General features: G+C 59.5%; 18 protein-coding genes. 15 read left to right on the plus strand and 3 right to left on the minus strand.

Annotated features, from left to right (window positions below; all coding sequences use genetic code 11):
- Positions 1-133: 133 nt before the first annotated feature.
- On the plus strand, positions 134-1,780 hold the full coding sequence (locus BMZ10_RS14335; RefSeq protein ID WP_093463296.1) for a Na+/H+ antiporter: 1,647 nt from the start codon (positions 134-136) through the stop codon (positions 1,778-1,780).
- A gap of 149 nt (positions 1,781-1,929) precedes the next feature.
- Here the strand turns inward: BMZ10_RS14335 and dapC are convergent, their stop codons facing one another.
- From dapC to map, 3 genes are all read right to left on the minus strand, one after another.
- A complete protein-coding gene (gene dapC, locus BMZ10_RS14340; protein ID WP_093463299.1) occupies positions 1,930-3,123 on the minus strand; it encodes a succinyldiaminopimelate transaminase in 1,194 nt (397 codons plus the stop codon).
- An 82-nt stretch (positions 3,124-3,205) separates the two neighbouring features.
- On the minus strand, positions 3,206-5,905 hold the full coding sequence (locus BMZ10_RS14345) for a [protein-PII] uridylyltransferase (RefSeq protein WP_093463302.1): 2,700 nt from the start codon (positions 5,903-5,905) through the stop codon (positions 3,206-3,208).
- Between the two features lie 52 nt (positions 5,906-5,957).
- Positions 5,958-6,740, minus strand: coding sequence for a type I methionyl aminopeptidase (map, locus tag BMZ10_RS14350; RefSeq protein WP_093463305.1), 783 nt, complete (start codon positions 6,738-6,740; stop codon positions 5,958-5,960).
- 338 nt (positions 6,741-7,078) lie between these two features.
- On the opposite strand from map, the gene rpsB reads away from it, so the two are divergent.
- From rpsB to lpxB, 14 genes are all read left to right on the plus strand, one after another.
- On the plus strand, positions 7,079-7,819 hold the full coding sequence (gene rpsB, locus BMZ10_RS14355) for a 30S ribosomal protein S2 (protein ID WP_074752735.1): 741 nt from the start codon (positions 7,079-7,081) through the stop codon (positions 7,817-7,819).
- Between the two features lie 185 nt (positions 7,820-8,004).
- Positions 8,005-8,868 (plus strand): translation elongation factor Ts, encoded by an 864-nt coding sequence (gene tsf / locus BMZ10_RS14360; RefSeq protein WP_093463308.1) that lies wholly within the window; start codon positions 8,005-8,007, stop codon positions 8,866-8,868.
- Between the two features lie 201 nt (positions 8,869-9,069).
- Positions 9,070-9,813 (plus strand): UMP kinase, encoded by a 744-nt coding sequence (gene pyrH, locus BMZ10_RS14365; protein ID WP_011059526.1) that lies wholly within the window; start codon positions 9,070-9,072, stop codon positions 9,811-9,813.
- A complete protein-coding gene (gene frr, locus BMZ10_RS14370; protein WP_093463311.1) occupies positions 9,810-10,367 on the plus strand; it encodes a ribosome recycling factor in 558 nt (185 codons plus the stop codon). Before pyrH ends, frr begins: the two co-directional genes overlap by 4 nt.
- Positions 10,368-10,384: 17 nt before the next feature.
- The gene (gene uppS, locus BMZ10_RS14375) at positions 10,385-11,140 is read left to right on the plus strand and encodes a polyprenyl diphosphate synthase (RefSeq protein WP_093463314.1); all 756 of its coding nucleotides are present in this window, start codon (positions 10,385-10,387) and stop codon (positions 11,138-11,140) included.
- Complete coding sequence (locus BMZ10_RS14380; protein WP_093463317.1) at positions 11,140-11,958, plus strand: phosphatidate cytidylyltransferase; 819 nt, start codon at positions 11,140-11,142, stop codon at positions 11,956-11,958. Before uppS ends, BMZ10_RS14380 begins: the two co-directional genes overlap by 1 nt.
- Positions 11,955-13,145, plus strand: coding sequence for a 1-deoxy-D-xylulose-5-phosphate reductoisomerase (gene ispC, locus BMZ10_RS14385; RefSeq protein WP_093463320.1), 1,191 nt, complete (start codon positions 11,955-11,957; stop codon positions 13,143-13,145). Before BMZ10_RS14380 ends, ispC begins: the two co-directional genes overlap by 4 nt.
- 93 nt (positions 13,146-13,238) lie before the next feature.
- Positions 13,239-14,591, plus strand: coding sequence for a sigma E protease regulator RseP (rseP, locus tag BMZ10_RS14390; protein ID WP_093463323.1), 1,353 nt, complete (start codon positions 13,239-13,241; stop codon positions 14,589-14,591).
- A gap of 74 nt (positions 14,592-14,665) precedes the next feature.
- Entirely contained in the window at positions 14,666-17,038 is a 2,373-nt protein-coding gene (gene bamA / locus BMZ10_RS14395; protein WP_093463326.1) for an outer membrane protein assembly factor BamA, read from the plus strand.
- Positions 17,039-17,084: 46 nt separating this feature from the next.
- Complete coding sequence (locus BMZ10_RS14400; RefSeq protein WP_093463328.1) at positions 17,085-17,588, plus strand: OmpH/Skp family outer membrane protein; 504 nt, start codon at positions 17,085-17,087, stop codon at positions 17,586-17,588.
- 4 nt (positions 17,589-17,592) lie between these two features.
- A complete protein-coding gene (gene lpxD / locus BMZ10_RS14405; RefSeq protein WP_093463331.1) occupies positions 17,593-18,648 on the plus strand; it encodes a UDP-3-O-(3-hydroxymyristoyl)glucosamine N-acyltransferase in 1,056 nt (351 codons plus the stop codon).
- 107 nt (positions 18,649-18,755) lie between these two features.
- Positions 18,756-19,196, plus strand: coding sequence for a 3-hydroxyacyl-ACP dehydratase FabZ (gene fabZ / locus BMZ10_RS14410; protein WP_093463334.1), 441 nt, complete (start codon positions 18,756-18,758; stop codon positions 19,194-19,196).
- Entirely contained in the window at positions 19,193-19,969 is a 777-nt protein-coding gene (gene lpxA, locus BMZ10_RS14415) for an acyl-ACP--UDP-N-acetylglucosamine O-acyltransferase (RefSeq protein WP_093463337.1), read from the plus strand. Before fabZ ends, lpxA begins: the two co-directional genes overlap by 4 nt.
- Positions 19,970-19,971: 2 nt before the next feature.
- Positions 19,972-21,108, plus strand: coding sequence for a lipid-A-disaccharide synthase (gene lpxB, locus BMZ10_RS14420; protein WP_371265971.1), 1,137 nt, complete (start codon positions 19,972-19,974; stop codon positions 21,106-21,108).
- The last annotated feature ends 7 nt before the right edge of the window (positions 21,109-21,115 follow it).

Raw genomic sequence — 21,115 nt, forward strand, 5'->3', positions numbered from 1 at the left:
CCGACCTGCAGCGGTCTGGCCCTGACCTAAGTGTTAAGGCGAGGCGTCATGTTAAACCGCTAATATGGCACCTCGACGCTGCATCCAGCCGGCTGGATGGCAGTCATCAGTCGCTCGCTCGGGGAAGCACGCAATGCAGACAGCCTATACCGTCCTTATCCTTCTGACGCTTGTGGGTGTCTCGCGATTACTGGCCCGTGTCATTCCCCTGCCGTTGCCCTTGGTGCAGATCGCCGCGGGCGCGTTGCTTGCCTGGCCGACGCTGGGGCTGCACGTGGCGCTGGATCCTGAGCTGTTCCTGTTTCTGTTTCTGCCGCCCTTGCTGTTTTCCGATGGCTGGCGCATGCCCAAGCGAGATTTCTGGCGCTATCGCGGCCCCATCCTGACGCTGGCTGTCGGTCTGGTTATCTTCACGGTCATAGGCGCCGGTTATTTCATTCACTGGCTGTTGCCCGCTGTTCCGCTGCCGGTCGCCTTTGCCCTGGCGGCGGTTCTGTCGCCGACCGACGCTGTTGCGGTGTCCGCCATCGCCCAGGACCGCCTGCCCGCGCCGATCATGCGGATGTTGCAGGGCGAGGCGCTGATGAACGATGCGTCTGGCCTGGTGACCTTCAAGTTCGCGCTGGCTGCGGCAATTACCGGCGTCTTCTCCATTGCCGATGCAAGCTTCAATTTCATCCTCGTTGCGTGCGGTGGCCTCGCCGTCGGCATAGCGCTCAGCTGGCTGGTAGGGCGTATGCGCAGCTGGATGATCACTCGCGGCTGGGATGATCCAGCGACTCACGTGGTATTCATGTTGCTGTTGCCGTTCGCTGCCTACGTTCTGGCGGAACGGCTGCAGGTTTCCGGGATCCTGTCGGCGGTGGCCGCAGGCATGATGCAAAGCTGGGTGGACCTGCTGCCGCGCCAGACCAGCACCCGGTTGCTCAACCGAAGCGTATGGACGTTGCTGGAGTTCGCGTTCAACGGCCTGATTTTCCTCCTGTTGGGCCTTCAGTTGCCGGACATCATCTCGGCCGTCACGGCTCACGAGGTCACGCTCTGGCCCACGCTGCTGTGGCGTTGCCTGGATGTGCTGGCCATTTTCGTGGTGCTGGCCGTGCTGCGTTATGTCTGGGTGCAGAGCATCTGGCGTCTGATGATCCGGATACGTCGTTGGCGCGGACGCGGCGACGGCTCGCTGGAACTCTCGACCCGTTCGTCCCTGCTGTTGACGGTCGGTGGCGTGCGCGGCGCTGTGACGCTGGCCGGTACCTTGTCGGTGCCGATGCTGATCAGCGCGGGTATCGAGTTTCCCGAGCGTGACCTGCTGATATTCATTGCCGCCGGCGTCATCCTCATCTCCCTGGCGGTGGCCAGTATTGCCTTGCCGCTGCTGGTGCGCGGTCTGGTCAGCGAGCCGGATCTGCGCCTGAAGCGAGAAGTGCGCGATGCCTGGAAACGCACGGCGGAGGCTGCCATCCACGCACTGGAAAACCCTGAGGTCGCGGACGCCACAACGTCTCCGGATGCCGCTCAGGCGGTACTGGCGACCGAGGTGAAGTCGCGCATCATGTCCGAATACCGCCATCGGCTGGAGATGTTCAACGACACGGCCGAAGCCCAGGCACTGGCGTTCCAGATGGATCAGGTAGAGAAGCGCATGCGCATCAATGCCCTGCGTGCTCAGCGACTGGAGCTTTACCGTCTGCATCGTCATCACCAGATCGGGGACGATGTGCTGGGCCAGATTCTGGCGGAGCTTGATCTGAACGAGGCCAATCTGGGGCCGGCCAAATAGGGCGGGCAGGTCTTGACTGAATGGATGAGGCGCATCGGTGGACCTCCCTGTTCAAGCAGGGTTGAAGGAGGTCCGATTATCCGGTGTGAAAGAAACGCGGGTGCACTACATATGTACCGCACCTCAAGTTTCTGAGGGCGGCACAATGGTCAACGTTGAACGAATGCGCGGATCCGCTCGGCTGCCTCGACGCATTCGGCGAGCGGTGCAACCAGTGCCATGCGGACGCGCCCGGCACCCGGGTTGAAGCCCTCGACATCGCGGGACAGGTAAGAACCCGGCACGACGGTCACGTGCTCGGTTACAAACAGTTCGCGGCAGAAAGCTGCGTCATCGGTGCCAACGTTCGGCCAGAGATAGAAGCCACCGTCAGGGCGCTGCACGTCCATCACCGGAGCAAGGATTTCCAGCACCGCATCGAACTTTTCCCGGTACAGCGTTCGGTTGGCGCGTACGTGTTCTTCATCGTTCCACGCCGCGATGCTCGCCAATTGCGTCTGAACCGGCATCGCGCAGCCGTGATAGGTCCGATAAAGCAGAAAGCCCTTGAGAATGTCGGCATCGCCGGCGACGAACCCGGAGCGCAGTCCCGGCAGGTTGGAGCGTTTGGAGAGGCTGTGGAACACCACGCAACGCTTGAAATCCTGACGGCCCAGCTCGGCACATGCGCTGAGCAGGCCTGGTGGAGGCGCGTCCTCGTCAAAGTAAAGCTCGCTGTAGCACTCGTCGGCGGCGATCACGAAGTCGTGTTCGTCGGCCAGCGCGATGAGCTTCTTCAGCGTCTCAACGGGGATCAGCGCGCCCGTCGGGTTGCCCGGCGAACACAGAAACAGGATCTGGCAGCGTTTCCAGACGTCAGCCGGCACAGCGTCGAAGTCAGGGTTGAAGCCATGCTCTGCCAGGCACGGCAAATAATGCGGCGTGGCACCGGCGAGGAACGCGGCGCCTTCGTAGATTTGATAGAACGGGTTCGGGCTGATCACCAGACCGTCATCGCTGCGATTGACCACCGTCTGCGTGAACGCGAACAGCGCTTCGCGCGTTCCGTTGACCGGCAGCACGTGCTTGCTCGGGTCCAGCCAGCCCTGCGGAACGCTGAAACGGCGTTCGCACCAGTTGGCGATGGCTTCACGCAGTGCAGGAATCCCGGCTGTGGTCGGGTAGACCGCCATCTGGTCCAGGTTGTCCGCCAGCGCCTTTGCGACAAACTCGGGCGATGTGTGCTTGGGTTCGCCGATCGACAGGGCTATCGGGCGCTTGTCGGGGTTGGGCGTGACGCTGCCAAGCAAGGCGCGGAGTTTTTCGAACGGGTAAGGCTGAAGCTGTTGCAGAGCGTTATTCATGTGCAATAGGTCTCAGGGAGCTGGGCGCCTGACATCCCGTATCAGAATGTTCAGGCGCTGTTGAATCGGTTCGTCAGGGCGTTCAGATGCTGATGCGCAGCTCGCTGCCCGGTTCCGGATTGACGCTCAGTTGCTGGACGATCGCGTCCTGCAGGCGGCGACACAATTGGGGATCGGACAGCGGCTGGTTGTTTTCATCGGTCAGGAAGAAGACGTCTTCGACCCGCTCGCCCAGGGTGGCAATCTTGGCGTTCTGCAGAGAAAGATCGAACTCCAGGAATATCTTGCCCACGCGGGCGAGGAGGCCGGGACGGTCCGGGGCGCTGAGCTCCAGCACGGTGACCGGACGTTGTGCGTCATTGGAAATCGTGACGACCGGCGCGAAAGCAAAGTGCTTGAGCTGACGGGGCACCCGACGCTTGATGATCGTCGGGTAGTCGTCCGGGTTGCGCAGCGCCTCAGTCAGCCCCTCGCGGATGGTCTTGATCCGCTCGGGATTATCGCCGATGGAGCCGCCGTCGCTGTCCAGCACGATGTAGGTGTCGAGGGTGAACTGGCTGGTGGACGTGATGACCCGAGCGTCGTGAATGTTCAGGTTCAACTGGTCCATCGCCGCTACGGTCACTGCGAAAAAATCGTGCTGGTCCGGCGCGTAGATGAATATCTGCGTGCCACCCTCGAATTCACGCTGCGTCGTCTCCTTGATCAACACAAGAGGGCCGCCGTCGGCGGGCTGCTGCAGGATCGCATCGCTGTGCCAGGCAACGTCGCCTGCGGTGTGACGCAGGAAGTAATCGTCGCCAAGCTGGGACCATAACTGCTCGACATCGTCGGGGTCCGTGCCGCTGCGCACCAGTATGTCCAGCGCTGCGCTCTGCGTGCGACGGATCTGCTCTTCGCGGTCGACCGGGTTTTCCAGACCGCGTTTGAGCGCGCGTTTGGTCTCGGTGTAAAGCTGACGCAGCAAGCTGGCCCGCCAGGAGTTCCACAACGTCGGATTCGTCGCGTTGATGTCGGCGATCGTCAGAACGTAGAGGTAATCCAGATGCACCTCGTCGCCTACGAACTGAGCGAAGTCGTGGATCACTTGTGGATCGGACAGGTCCTTGCGTTGCGCCGTGGTGGACATGACGAGATGGTTTTGCACCAGCCAGACGATCAGTTGCGTGTCCCACTGCGGCAAGTGGTGACGAATACCGAAGGCTTCAGCGTCCACCGCACCGAGTTCCGAGTGATCGCCGCCGCGACCTTTGCCGATGTCGTGATAAAGGCCGGCAAGGTAGATCAATTCAGGCTTGGGAAGCTTGGCCATGAGCTTGCTTGCAAGCGGGAATTTCTCCGACACCTGGGTGTATTGCAGCTTGCGCAGGTGTTTGATCAGATTCAGCGTATGGGCGTCGACGGTATAAATGTGGAACAGGTCGTGTTGCATCTGCCCGACGATGTGGCCGAACTCTGGCAAATAAAGGCCAAGAATGCCGTATCGGTTCATGCGGCGCAGATTGCGGTGGATGCCGATCTCGCATTTGAACAGTTCGATGAACAGGCTGGTGTTACGGATATCGTTGCGGAAATCGTCGTTGATCAGGTGCCTGTGTTCGCGCAGCAGACGAATGGTGTCAGCGCGCACGCCTTTGATTTCCGGGCGTTGCGCCATCAGCACGAATATCTCCAGCATCGCGAAGGGCGTGCGTTTGAAGACGTTCGCGTGGGTTGCCTCGATGTACCCGTCGTGGAGCTGGAAGCGCGAGTTGATCGATTCGGTGACGGTGTGCTCGTCATCGGAAAGGATCACTTCTTCGAAATGCTGAATGATCAGATCGCTGAGTTGGGCAATACTCATGACCACGCGGTAGTACTTCTGCATGAAGCGCTCTATGGCCAGCTTCGCGTCGCTGTCCTGATAGCCGAGCAGGCGCGCGATGCTGGTCTGATAGTCGAACAGTAGCCGGTCCTCGGAGCGGCCCGCCAGCATGTGCAGCGCGTAACGCACCTTCCAGAGAAACTCCTGAGACGACGCCAGCAACGCGTTTTCGCTTTCCAGCAGAAAACCCTGATCGGCCAACGCATGCAGATTGAGGGTGCCGTACTGGCGGCGCGCAACCCAGAGGATTGTCTGGATATCACGCAGACCGCCTGGCGAACCTTTTACATTGGGTTCGAGGTTGTATTCGGTATCGAAATACTTGTGATGGCGGGTTTTCTGTTCGGCGCGCTTGGCCAGAAAGAATTCTTTGCTGGGCCACATCTCGCGGGTGCTGGTCACCTCCAGCATGCGCTGGCGCAGTCGCTCGGGTCCCGCGATGGTGCGGCTTTCCATGAGATTGGTGATCACGGTCAGATCAGCGCGGGCCTCGGTGGCACATTCGTCGACCGAGCGAACGCTCTGACCCACTTCCAGGCCGATATCCCACAGCAGCGTAAGGAAACGCTCAATGGAATCGCGAAAAACCTCATGATCGGCACTGTCCAGCAGGATCAGCAGGTCGATGTCGGAATAGGGGTGCAGTTCGCCTCGGCCATACCCGCCCACCGCCAACAAGGCGATGTCGGCGTCTTCGCTCCAGTCGAACTGGTCCCAGGCCTGCTGCAGAATGTTATCGACGAACCAGGCGCGATCCTCGATCAGTCTGCGGATTTCCCGGCCTGATTTGAAGCGTTGGTCCAACACCTCGCGGGCTTGACGTATGGCTTTCTTGAAGGCCGGGATGGGGCTGGCCTTGAGCGCCAGTTCGGCCTGGAACTGGCCGCGATCGAACAAATCTGGGTCCACCTGCGGCATCGAACTGCTTTCCTTCTATCTATATCGACCGTACTGGTTAGCGGGGCAGGGCTCAGGCCGAGGCGCGGGCGATAGTGTCATCGCTGCGCAAGGTGAAGATCTCGTAGCCCGAAGCGGTCACCAGAATGGTGTGCTCCCATTGCGCTGACAGCTTGCGGTCCTTGGTGATGGCTGTCCAGCCGTCGCCGAGCAGGCGCGTGTCTGCCTTGCCCTGGTTGATCATGGGCTCGATGGTGAAGGTCATGCCTTCCTTGAGCTCCATGCCGGTGCCGGCCTTGCCGTAATGCAGGACCTGAGGTTCTTCGTGGAAAACCTTGCCGATGCCGTGGCCACAGTATTCGCGGACGACCGAGAAGCCGTTCTTCTCTGCGTGCTTCTGGATCACCTCGCCGATGTCACCCAGATGCGCACCCGGCCTGACGACCTCGATGCCTTTATACAGGCACTCCTGAGTCACGCGGGAAAGGCGCTCGGCCCACTCGGGCACTTTGCCCACATGAAACATTTTGCTGGTGTCGCCGTGGTAACCGTCCTTGATGACGGTCACGTCGATGTTCAGTACGTCGCCATCCTTGAGCGGCTTCTCATTCGGGATCCCGTGGCAGACCACGTGATTGATCGAGGTGCAGATGGATTTCGGAAAACCCTTGTAGTTCAGCGGCGCCGGAATGGCTTTCTGCTCGTTGACGATGTAGTCATGGCAGATACGATCCAGCTCGTCGGTGGTGACGCCAGGCTTGACGTACGCCCCGATCATTTCGAGCACGTCAGCGGCCAGGCGGCCGGCGATACGCATCTTTTCAATGTCTTCAGGGGTTTTGAGGGTAACGGTCATACAAGGCTCTCTCGGCGCGGCAGGGCCGCAGCTAAAACACGGAAAAACGCGATTCTACCAGACCGCCGCCGGGCGGGTTATCATCGCTTCCTTATATGCATGCCCGCTGCCGTGTCGACCGACGCGGCGAAGCATGAAAAAGCCTCTGAAAAACAGGATCTTATTTCGGGTTCCGTTATCAGAGCTTTTGTGATATAAAATGCGCCGCTTTACGGGGTACGTCCCGAAAGCTCAAACCCACACACGTGTCGACACGATGACCTGGGTGCCCTCGGCTCAAGCCGTTGGTTGGTCATTGGGATACGTGGAGGCCTAACCCGACTTATCAAGGAACTATCATGTCCCAAGTCAACATGCGCGATATGCTGAAGGCCGGTGTGCACTTCGGTCACCAAACCCGTTACTGGAATCCGAAAATGGGCAAGTACATTTTCGGCGCGCGTAACAAGATTCACATCATCAACCTTGAAAAAACCCTGCCAATGTTCAACGAAGCACTGACTTTCGTTGAGCGCCTGGCTCAGGGCAAAAACAAGATCCTGTTCGTCGGCACCAAGCGTTCCGCTGGCAAGATCGTCGCTGAAGAAGCAGCACGTTGCGGCTCGCCGTACGTCGATCACCGCTGGTTGGGCGGCATGCTGACCAACTTCAAAACCATCCGTGCTTCCATCAAGCGTCTGCGCGAGCTCGAAGTTCAGGCTGAAGACGGTACCTTCGCCAAGCTGACCAAGAAAGAGGCGCTGATGCGCACTCGCGATCTGGAAAAGCTGGATCGTAGCCTGGGCGGTATCAAGGATATGGGCGGTCTGCCAGACGCTCTGTTCGTCATCGACGTTGATCACGAGCGCATTGCTATCACCGAAGCCAACAAGCTGGGCATCCCGGTCATCGGCGTAGTCGATACCAACAGCAGCCCTGAAGGCGTTGACTACATCATCCCAGGCAACGATGACGCCATCCGCGCCATCCAGCTGTACATGGGTTCGATGGCTGATGCTGTCATCCGTGGTCGCAACAACGTTGCTGGCGGCACCGACGTTTACGTTGAAGAAGCTCCAGCGGCAACTGTTGAAGGCTGAGTAGCAAACGCCTGGCGTTTACTCAGTACGCAAAAAGGGGGCTAGGCCCCCTTTTTGCCACCTCGAAAACCATCTGGCGTTGCCATCGACCTGATGTCATGTGCAGCGGTCACCATGGCTTTCAAGAATTTGAACGCCCGCCCAGCGGGTGGAATGGTTGAAGACCTATCCAAGAGGATTTTGAAATGGCAGAGATTACTGCAGCGTTGGTCAAAGAACTGCGCGAGCGTACTGGCGAAGGCATGATGGACTGCAAAAAGGCCTTGACCAAGGCTGGCGGCGACATCGAAAAAGCCATCGACGATATGCGTGCTTCGGGCGCAATCAAGGCCGCCAAAAAAGCAGGCAACATTGCTGCTGAAGGCGCCATCGCGATCAAGGACAACGGCAAGCGCGCTGTCCTGATCGAAGTCAACTCGCAGACCGACTTCCTGGCTCTGCAGGACGATTTCAAGACGTTCGTCGCTTCCAGTGTCGCAAAAGCTTTCGATCAGCAAGACTTCACCGTCGAGCAGTTGATCGAAGCTCAGGAAGCCGAGCGCACTGCTCTGGTTGCCAAGGTCGGCGAGAACGTCAACATTCGTCGTCTGGCGCGTGTTGAAGGTGACGTTCTGGGTTCCTACCTGCACGGCAACAAGATCGGCGTGGTTGTAGCCCTCAAGGGCGGCGACGCTGAACTGGCCAAAGACATCGCGATGCACGTTGCAGCCAGCAACCCTGAGTTCCTGCTGCCTTCCGACGTTTCGGCTGAAGCGATCGAGCGCGAGAAGAACGTCTTCCTGCAACTGAACGAAGACAAGCTCAAAGGCAAGCCTGCCGATATCGCCGAGAAGATGGTTGCCGGTCGTATCAGCAAGTTCCTGGCTGAAGCCAGCCTGGTCGAGCAAGCGTTCGTCAAGAACCCGGAAATCAAAGTCGGCGAGCTGGCCAAGAAAGCCGGTGCTGAAATCGTATCGTTCACCTACTTCAAAGTAGGCGAAGGCATCGAGAAGCCAGTCGACAACTTCGCAGAAGAAGTTGCTGCCCAAGTAGCTGCTTCCAAGCAATAAGACGGTTCTCCAACTGTCGCCCCAAAGAGGCTGCCCGCTCACGCGCGCAGCCTCTTTGTCAAAGCGGCATGCGGAATTTGTTTTTCAGGGGTTGCGGCTTACGAGGCTGCAATTTCCTCAGGTAGTAGCCTAGAGTTAGCGCAGCCGCACATGGCTGGTCGACTCGTCAGATTTTTTTTAACGCCGCAGGAGAGATTCGCAATGGCTCAGCAGGGCAGTGGTTATCAAGCTCGCTATAAACGCATTCTACTCAAGCTTAGCGGCGAGGCCCTGATGGGGTCGGAAGAGTTCGGTATCGACCCTAAAGTGCTGGATCGCATGGCGCTTGAAGTGGGTCAGCTGGTGGGTATCGGGGTTCAGGTCGGTCTGGTGATCGGCGGCGGCAACCTGTTCCGTGGCGCGGCGTTGAGTGCCGCTGGCATGGACCGTGTCACGGGCGATCACATGGGCATGCTGGCCACTGTGATGAATGCCCTGGCAATGCGTGATGCGCTGGAGCGCGCCAATATCTCGGCCATCGTGATGTCGGCCATCTCCATGGTGGGTGTGACCGATCACTATGATCGTCGCAAAGCCATGCGCCACCTCAACTCCAAAGAAGTGGTCATTTTCGCTGCGGGGACCGGCAACCCGTTCTTCACCACCGATTCGGCTGCCTGCCTGCGCGCGATCGAAATCGACGCCGACGTCGTGTTGAAGGCAACCAAGGTGGATGGTGTGTACACTGCCGATCCATTCAAGGACCCGCATGCCGAGAAGTTCGATCATCTGACCTACGATGAAGTGCTGGATCGCAAGCTGGGTGTAATGGACCTGACGGCCATCTGCCTGTGCCGTGACCACAAGATGCCGCTGCGTGTCTTTAATATGAACAAACCCGGCGCCCTGCTGAACATCGTGCATGGCGGCGCGGAAGGAACTTTGATCGAGGAAGGCGAACAATGATCAACGACATCAAGAAAGCCGCTCAAGAGCGCATGCAGAAATCCATCGAATCGCTGCACCACGCGTTCGGCCAGATTCGTACCGGCAAGGCCCACCCAAGCATCCTGGGCAGCGTGATGGTGCCTTACTACGGCGCTGATACCCCGTTGAGCGGCGTCGCCAGCGTCACCGTCAAAGACTCCCGCACCCTGCAGGTCGTGGCGTTCGAGCGCAATATGCTCGCGGCAGTCGACAAGGCGATTCAAAGCGCAGGTCTGAACCTGAACCCGACCAACCTGGGCGAGATGCTGCTGATCTCCATGCCCGCGCTGACCGAAGAGACCCGCAAGGGCTTCACCAAGCAGGCTCGCAGTGCCGCAGAAGATGCGCGCGTAGCCGTTCGCAATATTCGTCGCGATGCGCTGGGCGACCTGAAGAAACTGGTCAAGGACAAAGAGATCAGCGAAGACGAAGAGCGTCGTGGTACCGCTGAGATCGACAAGCTGATCAAGGATTTCGAGGCCCAGATCACCAAGGCCACGGAAGATAAAGAGAAGGACCTGATGGCCGTATAAGGGGTCAGGAAGCTTTCATGGATAAGACAAAGCTGGCTGTGCCGTCATCGGTGCCGCGTCATGTCGCGATCATCATGGATGGGAACAATCGCTGGGCCAAGAAGCGTCTGCTGCCGGGTGTGGCAGGCCACAAGGCTGGCGTGGATGCCGTTCGCGCCGTGATCGAGGTGTGCGCCGAGGCCAAGGTCGAGGTGCTGACGCTGTTCGCCTTCTCCAGTGAGAACTGGCAGCGTCCGGCCGAGGAGGTCGGCGCGCTGATGGAGTTGTTTTTCACCGCCTTGCGTCGAGAGACCCGGCGCCTGAACGAGAACGGCATCAGTCTGCGCATCATCGGTGATCGCTCCCGGTTCCATCCGGAGCTGCAGGCTGCCATCCGCGAAGCGGAAGCCAGCACTGCTGCAAACAGCCGCTTTGTCCTGCAGATCGCCGCCAATTATGGCGGTCAATGGGATATCGCCCAGGCGGCGCAGCGCCTTGCGCGTGAGGTTCAGGCCGGGCATCTGCGCCCTGACGACATCACCCCCGAGCTGCTGCAGACCTGTCTGGCGACCGGCGATCTGCCGTTGCCGGATCTGTGCATTCGTACCGGTGGCGAGCATCGCATCAGCAATTTCCTGCTGTGGCAGCTGGCCTACGCCGAGTTGTATTTCTCCGACCTGTTCTGGCCGGACTTCAAACACGAAGCCATGCGCCATGCGCTGGCCGATTTCGCTTCTCGCCAACGCCGGTTCGGGAAGACCAGCGAGCAGGTTGAAGCAGGAGCCCGTGCTTAATGCTTAAACAACGAATCATCACAGCGTTGATCCTTGCGCCACTCGCCCTGTGCGGCTTCTTTCTGCTCGCCGGTGGCAGCTTCGCGCTGTTCATCGGCGCCGTGGTGGTACTGGGGGCGTGGGAATGGGCGCGTCTGGCCGGTTTCGAAGCTCAATCTGCCCGCGTGTTGTATTCGGCCGTGGTCGGGGTGCTGCTGTTTCTCCTCTATCTGTTGCCCGAGCTCGCACCATGGATACTGGTGGCGGCCCTGCTCTGGTGGCTGACCGCGACCTGGCTGGTGCTGACGTACCCCGAGTCCAGCGAATATTGGTCAAGCGCCGTCTGCAAACTGGCCATCGGTTTGCTGATTCTGCTGCCGGCGTGGCAAGGATTGGTCCTCATCAAGCCGGCGCCGATGGGCAACTGGCTGATTCTCTCGGTGATGATTCTGGTGTGGGGTGCCGACATTGGCGCCTATTTCTCCGGCAAGGCGTTCGGCAAGCGCAAGCTGGCCCCGAAAGTCAGCCCTGGCAAAAGCTGGGAAGGCCTTTACGGGGGGCTTGCTGCCTGCCTGCTCATCACAGCGGTCGTGGGTATTTCTCGCGGATGGTCGGTTATGGAGATCGTGTTCGCGCTGGTGTGCGCGGCGATCGTCGTGTTGATCTCCGTGGTGGGCGATCTGACCGAAAGCATGTTCAAACGTAAATCCGGCGTGAAGGACAGCAGCAACCTGCTGCCGGGTCATGGCGGTGTGCTTGATCGCATCGACAGTCTGACCGCCGCAATTCCGGTTTTCGCCCTGCTGCTCTGGGCAGCCAAAGATTGGGGCGTGATGTGAGCAAGCCCCAACTGATCACCGTTTTAGGAGCTACCGGTTCGGTAGGTCTGAGTACGCTGGATGTCATCGCGCGTCATCCTTCGCGCTATCAGGTTTTCGCCCTGACCGGCTTTAGCCGTCTGGCAGAGCTGCTGGCGTTGTGCGTTCGCCACACACCACAGTTCGCCGTGGTCCCGACTACGGTCGCTGCGCGACAATTGCAGGATGACTTGCGAGCGGCCGGCCTCGACACGCGGGTGCTGGTAGGGGAGGGCGGTCTGTGCGAGGTGTCCGCTCACCCGCAGGTCGATACCGTGCTGGCGGCCATCGTCGGGGCGGCCGGTCTGCGGCCGACACTGGCTGCGGTTGAGGCTGGCAAGAAGGTGCTGCTGGCCAACAAGGAAGCGCTGGTCATGTCCGGCGCGCTGTTCATGCAGGCAGTGCGCCGCAGCGGCACGGTGTTGCTGCCTCTGGACAGCGAGCACAACGCGATCTTCCAGTGTCTGCCTGGTAACTATGGCACTGGCCTTGCCCAGGTAGGTGTGCGGCGGATATTGCTGACAGCTTCCGGCGGCCCGTTTCGTGAAACGGCACTGGCCGAGCTGGAAGATGTTTCGCCGGAACAGGCCTGTGCGCACCCGAACTGGTCCATGGGGCGCAAGATTTCCGTGGATTCCGCGAGCATGATGAATAAGGGTCTGGAGCTGATCGAAGCCTGCTGGCTCTTCGATACCACGCCTGAAAAAATCCAGGTGGTCATCCATCCGCAGAGCGTGATCCACTCGATGGTGGACTACGTGGATGGCTCGGTGCTGGCGCAACTGGGCAACCCCGACATGCGCACGCCGATTGCCCATGCGCTCGCCTGGCCTGAGCGCATCGATTCAGGTGTCGCTCCGCTCGATCTGTTCAGCGTTGCTCGACTGGACTTTCAGGCACCGGACGAATTGCGCTTCCCTTGCCTGCGCCTTGCGCGGCAAGCTGCGGAAACCGGGAACAGCGCTCCGGCGGTCTTGAATGCTGCCAACGAGGTGGCGGTTGCGGCGTTCCTGGACCGACGCATCCGCTACCCTGAGATCGCGAGTATGATCGACGAGGTGTTGAATCTTGAGCCTGTCGTGGCAGTGAACGAGCTGGATACGGTTTTCGAAGTCGATGCCCGGGCTCGATCGCTGGCGGAGCAGTGGCTCGGTCGAAATGGGCGATAAACGGCAAGTGCCGACAGGCGCAGGTCAATGGGTGTGCATGAGCATGCAGCGTGTGCTTGAGCGCACCGTCAAACCGGAACCCGGAGAACAGTGATGAGCGCGCTATATATGATAGTCGGCACCCTGGTTGCCTTGGGTGTGCTGGTGACCTTTCACGAGTTTGGCCATTTCTGGGTGGCCAGGCGTTGTGGCGTCAAGGTGTTGAGATTCTCCGTCGGCTTCGGCACGCCACTGCTGCGCTGGCACGATCGCAAGGGGACTGAGTTCGTCGTTGCGGCCATCCCGCTGGGCGGTTACGTCAAGATGCTCGATGAGCGTGAAGGCGACGTTCCGCCTGAGCTCGTCGATCAGTCCTTCAATCGTAAATCGGTTTACAAGCGCATCGCGATCGTCATTGCGGGGCCGGTCGCCAACTTTCTGCTGGCGATTGTATTTTTCTGGGTACTTGCAATGCTGGGCAGCCAGCAGGTGCGCCCGGTCATTGGTGGCGTCGAAACCGGCAGCATCGCGCAGAAGGCTGGCCTGACTTCCGGTCAGGAAATTGTTTCAGTAGATGGCCAGGCCACCTCCGGTTGGGCGGCAGTGAATCTGCAGCTGGTGCGCAGACTGGGTGAAAGCGGCAGCATCGCGCTGAAGGTGCGTGACCAGGGTTCCGACGTGGAAACCGCGCACGCGCTGGTGCTGGACAGCTGGCTCAAAGGCGCCGATGAGCCTGATCCGATTCGCTCTCTGGGCATCCGGCCATGGCGTCCAGCGCTGGCACCCGTGCTCGCCGAGCTCGATCCAAAGGGACCGGCACAGGCCGCGGGCCTCAAAACCGGTGATCGTCTGCTGGCGGCCAACGGTCAGCCTTTCGACGAGTGGCAGCAGGTCGTGGACTGGGTTCGTGTCCGCCCCGATACGAGCATTTCTTTGCGGGTGGAGCGCGATGGCACTCAGATCGATGTGCCCGTAACGCTCGCCGCCCATGGCGATGGCAAGGCGGCGACGGGTTACCTTGGCGCCGGCGTGAAGGGTGTGGACTGGCCACCCGAGATGCTGCGCGAGGTCAGCTATGGTCCGATCGCGGCGGTTGCGGAGGGTGCCCGGCGTACCTGGACCATGAGTGTGCTGACCCTCGATTCGCTGAAGAAAATGCTGTTCGGCGAGCTGTCGGTAAAAAACTTGAGCGGACCGATAACCATTGCTAAAGTGGCGGGCGCTTCGGCCCAGTCAGGTGTAGGTGACTTCTTGAATTTCCTTGCTTATCTGAGCATAAGCCTGGGGGTTCTCAATTTGCTGCCCATTCCAGTGTTGGACGGGGGGCACTTGCTGTTTTATCTGATCGAGTGGGCGCGTGGTCGACCGCTGTCGGAAAAGGTTCAGGGCTGGGGGGTTCAGATCGGGATAAGTCTGGTGGTTGGAGTCATGTTACTCGCACTGGTCAACGATCTGGGACGACTGTAAAGCTACGCCGAATTGTGAATCTGCCGCATTTTGCGGCAGTTTGTTTATTGCCAGTTGGAATAAGAAAGGACTTCATGAAACGTCTGCTGCTAACTGCGGTTCTTGCCGTGCTGATGATCGCCGAAGTTCACGCCGAGTCCTTCACTATCTCCGATATCCGTGTCAACGGCCTGCAGCGGGTTTCCGCGGGCAGCGTGTTTGGTGCGTTGCCGTTGAACGTGGGTGAACAGGCCGATGACGCGCGTCTGGTCGACGCAACGCGTGCGCTGTTCAAAACCGGTTTTTTCCAGGATATCCAGCTGGGCCGCGACGGTAACGTCCTGGTCATCACCGTGGTCGAGCGCCCATCGGTTTCCAGCATCGAAATCGAAGGTAACAAAGCGATCACCACTGAAGACCTGATGAAGGGTCTGAAGCAGTCGGGTCTGGCAGAAGGCGAGATTTTTCAGCGCGCAACCCTGGAAGGCGTTCGTAATGAACTGCAGCGTCAATACGTAGCTCAAGGCCGCTATTCGGCAGAAGTCGCCACTGAAGTCGTCCCTCAGCCGCGCAACCGCGTTGGCCTCAAGATCAACATCAATGAAGGCGCCGTTGCGGCGATCCAGCACATCAACGTGGTGGGTAACTCCGTTTTCCCCGAGCAGGATCTGGTCGATCTGTTCGAGTTGAAAACCACCAACTGGCTTTCCTTCTTCAAGAACGACGACAAGTACGCCCGCGAAAAACTGTCCGGTGACCTGGAACGTCTGCGTTCGTACTACCTCGACCGCGGCTATATCAACATGGATATCGCCTCGACTCAGGTCTCCATCACGCCCGACAAGAAGAGCGTGTACATCACTGTCAACATCCATGAAGGTGAGAAGTACAGCGTCAAGTCGGTCAAGCTGAGTGGCGACCTCAAGGTTCCGGAAGACCAGATCCAGTCGCTGCTGCTGGTCAAGCCGGGTCAGGTGTTCTCTCGCAAGGTCATGACCACGACCTCCGAGCTGATCACCCGTCGTCTGGGTAACGAGGGTTACACCTTCGCCAACGTCAATGGCGTGCCGACCCCGAACGATGAAGATCACACCGTCGACATCCTGTTCGCTGTCGATCCGGGCAAACGCGCCTACGTCAACCGCATCAACTTCCGTGGCAACACCAAGACCGCGGACGAAGTACTGCGTCGCGAGATGCGTCAGATGGAAGGCGGCTGGGCCTCGACCTATCTGATCGATCAGTCCAAGACCCGTCTGGACCGTCTGGGCTTCTTCAAGGAAGTGAACGTGGAAACCCCTGCGGTGCCGGGCACCGATGATCAGGTAGACGTCAACTACGCAGTGGAAGAGCAGGCGTCCGGTTCGATCACCGCCAGCGTCGGTTTCGCACAGAGTGCGGGCCTGATCCTGGGTGGTTCGATCAGCCAGAACAACTTCCTGGGTACCGGTAACAAGGTCAGCATCGGCCTGACCAAAAGTGAATACCAGACCCGCTACAACTTCAGCTATGTCGATCCGTACTTCACGCCGGACGGTGTGAGCCTGGGTTACAGCGCGTTCTACCGCAAGACCGATTACGACGACCTGGACGTTGACGTTGCCAGCTACTCGGTGGACAGCCTGGGTGCCGGCATCAACATGGGCTACCCGATCAGCGAGACGGCGCGTCTGAACTTCGGCCTGTCGGTCCAGAAGGACGAACTGAGCACCGGTAAATACACCGTCGACGAGATTTTCGACTTCATCGACAAGGAAGGCGACAGCTTCACCAACTTCAAGGCGTCTGTCGGCTGGTCCGAATCGACCTTGAACAAAGGTACTTTGCCGACCCGTGGTCATTCCCAGAGCCTGACGCTGGAAACCACGATTCCGGGCAGCGACCTGTCGTTCTACAAACTTGATTATCGCGGTCAGTTGTTCCACCCGATCACCACCAATTACACCCTGCGTCTGCACTCGGAGCTGGGTTACGGTGATGGTTACGGTTCGACTTCCGGTCTGCCGTTCTATGAGAACTATTACGCCGGTGGCTTCAACTCGGTCCGTGGTTTCAAGGACAGCACCCTGGGTCCACGCAGCACCCCGAGTAGCGGTAGCCGCGGCACCCTGGCAGACCCGGATCAGGATCCGCTGCCATTCGGTGGTAACGTCTTGATCACCGGCGGTGCCGAGATTCTCTTCCCGCTTCCGTTCATCAAGGACCAGCGTTCGCTGCGTACCTCGCTGTTCTGGGACGTGGGTAACGTATTCAACACCAACTGCGGCTCGCAGAAGACCACGCTCGATGGCGAGAAGGTCGAGTGTAACGGCCCTGAGCTTTCCGGTCTGGCCAGCTCGGTCGGTGTTGGCGTGACCTGGATCACCGCGTTGGGTCCTTTGAGTTTTGCCCTGGCAATGCCGGTCAAAAAACCGGACGACAGCACCGAAACCCAGGTTTTCCAATTCTCTCTCGGTCAGACCTTCTAAGGGTCTGATCACTGCAAACGACAACGGATTCTGTAGGAGTTACATCGTGCGTAAGTTGACCCAATTGGCACTGCTGGCGACGGTTCTGGTAGCAGGCCCGGCATTTGCTGACATGAAAATCGCAGTCCTGAACTACCAGATGGCATTGCTCGAGTCCGATGCAGCCAAGAAATACGCGGTAGATGCAGAAAAGAAATTCGGTCCTCAACTGACCAAGCTCAAGGCGCTCGAAAGCAGCGCCAAGGGCATTCAGGATCGTCTGGTCGCGGGTGGCGACAAGATGGCCCAGCCTGAGCGCGAACGTCTGGAACTGGACTTCAAGCAGAAGGCCCGGGACTTCCAGTTCCAGTCCAAGGAACTGAACGAAGCCAAGGCTGTTGCTGACCGTGACATGCTGAAACAACTGAAACCGAAGCTGGATCAAGCCGTTGAAGAAGTGATCAAGAAAGGTGGCTTCGACCTGGTGTTCGAGCGCGGTGCCGTGATTGATGTCAAGCCTCAGTACGACGTCACTCGCCAGGTCATCGAGCGCATGAACCAGCTGAAGTAACTTCATGACCGCGATCATCACACTCGGCCAGTTGGCCGAGTTCCTCGGCGCCACGTTGCGTGGCCCGGCGGACAAGCAGATCACTGGACTGGCCACCTTGCAGGAGGCCGGTCCAACTCAGGTCAGTTTCCTGGCCAATCCCCAATATCGCAAATTCCTGCCTGCCACGCAGGCCGCTGCCGTGCTGCTCAAGCCGGCGGATGCCGAGGGGTATGCGGGCGACGCGTTGATGATCGCCGACCCCTATCTGGCATACGCGCGCATTTCTCACCTGTTCGATCCCAAACCCAAGGCGGCAGCAGGCATCCACCCCACTGCGGTTGTCGCTGAAGATGCGGTGGTCGACGCGGCCGCCAGCGTCGGTCCTTATGCCGTCATCGAAAGCGGCGCCCGGATTGCGGCAGGCGTGACTATCGGCGCTCACTGCTTCATCGGCGCACGCAGCGTGATCGGCGAGGGTGGCTGGCTGGCTCCGCGCGTCACGCTGTATCACGATGTGCGTATCGGGCAGCGGGTGGTGATTCAATCCGGCGCCGTGCTCGGCGGTGAAGGCTTCGGCTTTGCCAATGAAAAAGGCGTCTGGCAGAAGATCGCGCAGATCGGTGGCGTGACCATCGGTGACGACGTGGAGATCGGCGTGAATACCGCCATCGACCGTGGGGCCATGGACGACACGCGTATCGGCAATGGCGTGAAACTGGACAACCAGATTCAGATCGCCCACAACGTGCAGGTCGGCGATCACACGGCCATGGCGGCCTGTGTCGGCATTTCCGGCAGCGCCAAAATCGGCAAGCATTGCATGCTGGCAGGCGGTGTCGGGCTTGTAGGGCACATCGAAATCTGTGACGGCGTTTTCATCACCGGGATGACCATGGTGACCCGTTCGATCACCGAGCCTGGTTCCTACTCTTCGGGGACGGCGATGCAGCCGGCTGCGGAATGGCGCAAGAGTGCAGCACGGATCCGTCAGCTCGACGACATGTCGCGACGACTGCAACAGCTGGAAAAGATTGTCGAGGCAGTGACCTCAGGCGGTAAAGCGTCATCTGATGGCTGATACCTTTTTCTTATCAAGCGTGCACAGCCGATAACTGCCTCCTTGATTTGCTAGAGGGGTGCCGCGTTAGTCGCACTCCCAATCTTTACTACAGGCTTCCTCTCGAAATGATGGACATCAACGAAATCCGCGAATATCTGCCTCACCGTTACCCGTTCCTGCTCGTGGACCGTGTGGTGGAGCTGGATGTTGAGAATAAAAGCATTCGTGCCTACAAGAATGTCAGCATCAACGAGCCATTCTTCAACGGGCATTTCCCCCAGCATCCGATCATGCCGGGTGTGCTGATCATCGAAGCCATGGCGCAGGCGGCGGGTATCCTGGGTTTCAAGATGCTTGACGTGAAGCCTGCCGATGGCACGCTCTACTATTTCGTCGGCTCCGACAAGCTGCGTTTCCGCCAGCCCGTGCTGCCGGGCGACCAACTGATCCTTGAAGCCAAATTCATCAGCTGCAAGCGTCAGATCTGGAAGTTCGAGTGCCAGGCTTCGGTAGACGGCAAGCCGGTCTGCTCCGCCGAAATCATCTGTGCGGAACGTAAGCTATGAGTTTGATTGACTCTCGCGCAATCATCGATCCGACGGCCGTGCTGGCCGACAATGTGGAGGTCGGCCCGTGGTCGATCGTCGGACCCGGTGTGGAAATTGGCGAGGGTACAGTGATAGGCCCGCACGTGATCCTGCGCGGCCCGACCAAAATCGGCAAGAACAACCACATCTACCAGTTCTCCTCGGTGGGTGAGGACACGCCTGATCTGAAGTACAAAGGTGAGGCGACGCGGCTGGTGATCGGTGATCACAACGTGATCCGTGAAGGCGTGACCATTCACCGTGGCACCATCCAGGATCGCGCCGAAACGACGATTGGCGATCACAACCTGATCATGGCCTACGCTCATATCGGTCACGACAGCGTCATCGGCAACCATTGCATCCTGGTCAACAACACGGCACTGGCCGGGCACGTTCACGTCGATGACTGGGCGATCCTGTCCGGTTTTACGCTGGTGCATCAGTATTGCCACATCGGCGCCCACAGCTTCTCAGGCATGGGCACCGCGATCGGCAAGGACGTTCCGGCGTTCGTCACCGTGTTCGGTAACCCTGCCGAAGCGCGCAGCATGAATTTCGAAGGCATGCGCCGTCGTGGCTTCTCGGACGACGCGATTCACGCGCTGCGCCGCGCTTACAAGACCGTATATCGTCAAGGGCTGACGGTGGAACAGGCGATCGTCGAGCTGGCCGAACCCGCGGCGCAGTTCCCCGAAGTCGCGTTGTTCCTTGAGTCCATTCAGACCTCGACCCGCGGCATCACCCGTTAATCATGAGTGCCTTGCGGATAGCGCTGGTCGCCGGAGAAGCCTCTGGCGACATCCTAGGTTCGGGTCTGATGCGCGCAATCAAGGCGCGCCACCCTGATGTGCAGTTCATCGGCGTCGGCGGCCCGCTCATGGAAGCGCAGGGCATGCAGTCCAGCTTTCCCATGGAGCGTCTGTCGGTGATGGGCCTCGTCGAAGTGCTGGGCCGACTCAAGGAGCTGCTCGCTCGCCGCAAACTGCTGATCCAGAGCCTGATCGATGCCAGGCCCGATGTGTTCATCGGCATCGACGCCCCGGATTTCACGCTCAATATCGAACTCAAACTGCGTCAGGCGGGCATCAAGACCGTTCACTATGTCAGCCCGTCGGTCTGGGCGTGGCGGCAGAAACGCGTCTTCAAGATCCGCGAAGGTTGCGATCTGATGCTTACGCTGTTGCCGTTCGAGGCGCGGTTCTACGAAGAAAAAGGCGTTCCGGTGCGCTTCGTCGGGCATCCGCTGGCTGACACCATTCCGCTGCACGCCGATCGCGCCGACGCTCGAGCGCAACTCGGGCTGGGCGACGGGTCGGTGGTTGCACTGATGCCTGGCAGTCGTGCAGGCGAAGTCGGCCGCCTGGGCGCGTTGTTTTTCGACACTGCCGAGCGACTGCTGGCATTGCGCCCCGGCATCCGTTTCGTCCTGCCGTGCGCAAGCCCTCAACGCCGGGCGCAGATCGAGCAATTGCTGCAGGGGCGAGATCTTCCGCTGACGCTGCTCGACGGTCAGTCTCATCTGGCGCTGGCGGCGTGCGATGCGGTGCTGATCGCCTCCGGCACCGCCACGCTGGAGGCGCTGCTGTACAAAAGACCGATGGTGGTTGCCTATCGTCTGGCGCCGCTGACTTACTGGATACTCAAGCGGATGGTAAAAAGTCCGTACGTGTCGCTGCCGAATCTGTTGGCCCGGCGTTTGCTGGTTCCAGAACTGCTGCAGGACGCTGCGACCGCGCAGGCACTGGCGCAGACGCTGCTGCCATTGCTCGACAACGGCGCGGAGCAGACCGCCGGCTTCGACGAAATTCACCGAACCTTGCGTCGTGATGCCTCCAATCAGGCTGCGGAAGCGGTATTGAACCTGATCGGCGCGTCACCTTCACAATGAGTGTGCA

Origin of the sequence: Pseudomonas sp. NFR16 (assembly GCF_900108875.1) — a bacterium.
In the GTDB taxonomy this organism is placed as follows: Bacteria; Pseudomonadota; Gammaproteobacteria; order Pseudomonadales; family Pseudomonadaceae; genus Aquipseudomonas.

What these genes read in the sequence shown, in the direction of transcription:
- BMZ10_RS14335 (WP_093463296.1), top strand. Translation starts at nt 134, where the DNA reads ATGCAGACAGCCTATACCGTCCTTATCCTTCTGACGCTTGTGGGTGTC.
- dapC (WP_093463299.1), bottom strand. Translation starts at nt 3,123, where the DNA reads ATGAATAACGCTCTGCAACAGCTTCAGCCTTACCCGTTCGAAAAACTC.
- BMZ10_RS14345 (WP_093463302.1), bottom strand. Translation starts at nt 5,905, where the DNA reads ATGCCGCAGGTGGACCCAGATTTGTTCGATCGCGGCCAGTTCCAGGCC.
- map (WP_093463305.1), bottom strand. Translation starts at nt 6,740, where the DNA reads ATGACCGTTACCCTCAAAACCCCTGAAGACATTGAAAAGATGCGTATC.
- rpsB (WP_074752735.1), top strand. Translation starts at nt 7,079, where the DNA reads ATGTCCCAAGTCAACATGCGCGATATGCTGAAGGCCGGTGTGCACTTC.
- tsf (WP_093463308.1), top strand. Translation starts at nt 8,005, where the DNA reads ATGGCAGAGATTACTGCAGCGTTGGTCAAAGAACTGCGCGAGCGTACT.
- pyrH (WP_011059526.1), top strand. Translation starts at nt 9,070, where the DNA reads ATGGCTCAGCAGGGCAGTGGTTATCAAGCTCGCTATAAACGCATTCTA.
- frr (WP_093463311.1), top strand. Translation starts at nt 9,810, where the DNA reads ATGATCAACGACATCAAGAAAGCCGCTCAAGAGCGCATGCAGAAATCC.
- uppS (WP_093463314.1), top strand. Translation starts at nt 10,385, where the DNA reads ATGGATAAGACAAAGCTGGCTGTGCCGTCATCGGTGCCGCGTCATGTC.
- BMZ10_RS14380 (WP_093463317.1), top strand. Translation starts at nt 11,140, where the DNA reads ATGCTTAAACAACGAATCATCACAGCGTTGATCCTTGCGCCACTCGCC.
- rseP (WP_093463323.1), top strand. Translation starts at nt 13,239, where the DNA reads ATGAGCGCGCTATATATGATAGTCGGCACCCTGGTTGCCTTGGGTGTG.
- bamA (WP_093463326.1), top strand. Translation starts at nt 14,666, where the DNA reads ATGAAACGTCTGCTGCTAACTGCGGTTCTTGCCGTGCTGATGATCGCC.
- lpxD (WP_093463331.1), top strand. Translation starts at nt 17,593, where the DNA reads ATGACCGCGATCATCACACTCGGCCAGTTGGCCGAGTTCCTCGGCGCC.
- fabZ (WP_093463334.1), top strand. Translation starts at nt 18,756, where the DNA reads ATGATGGACATCAACGAAATCCGCGAATATCTGCCTCACCGTTACCCG.
- lpxA (WP_093463337.1), top strand. Translation starts at nt 19,193, where the DNA reads ATGAGTTTGATTGACTCTCGCGCAATCATCGATCCGACGGCCGTGCTG.
- lpxB (WP_371265971.1), top strand. Translation starts at nt 19,972, where the DNA reads ATGAGTGCCTTGCGGATAGCGCTGGTCGCCGGAGAAGCCTCTGGCGAC.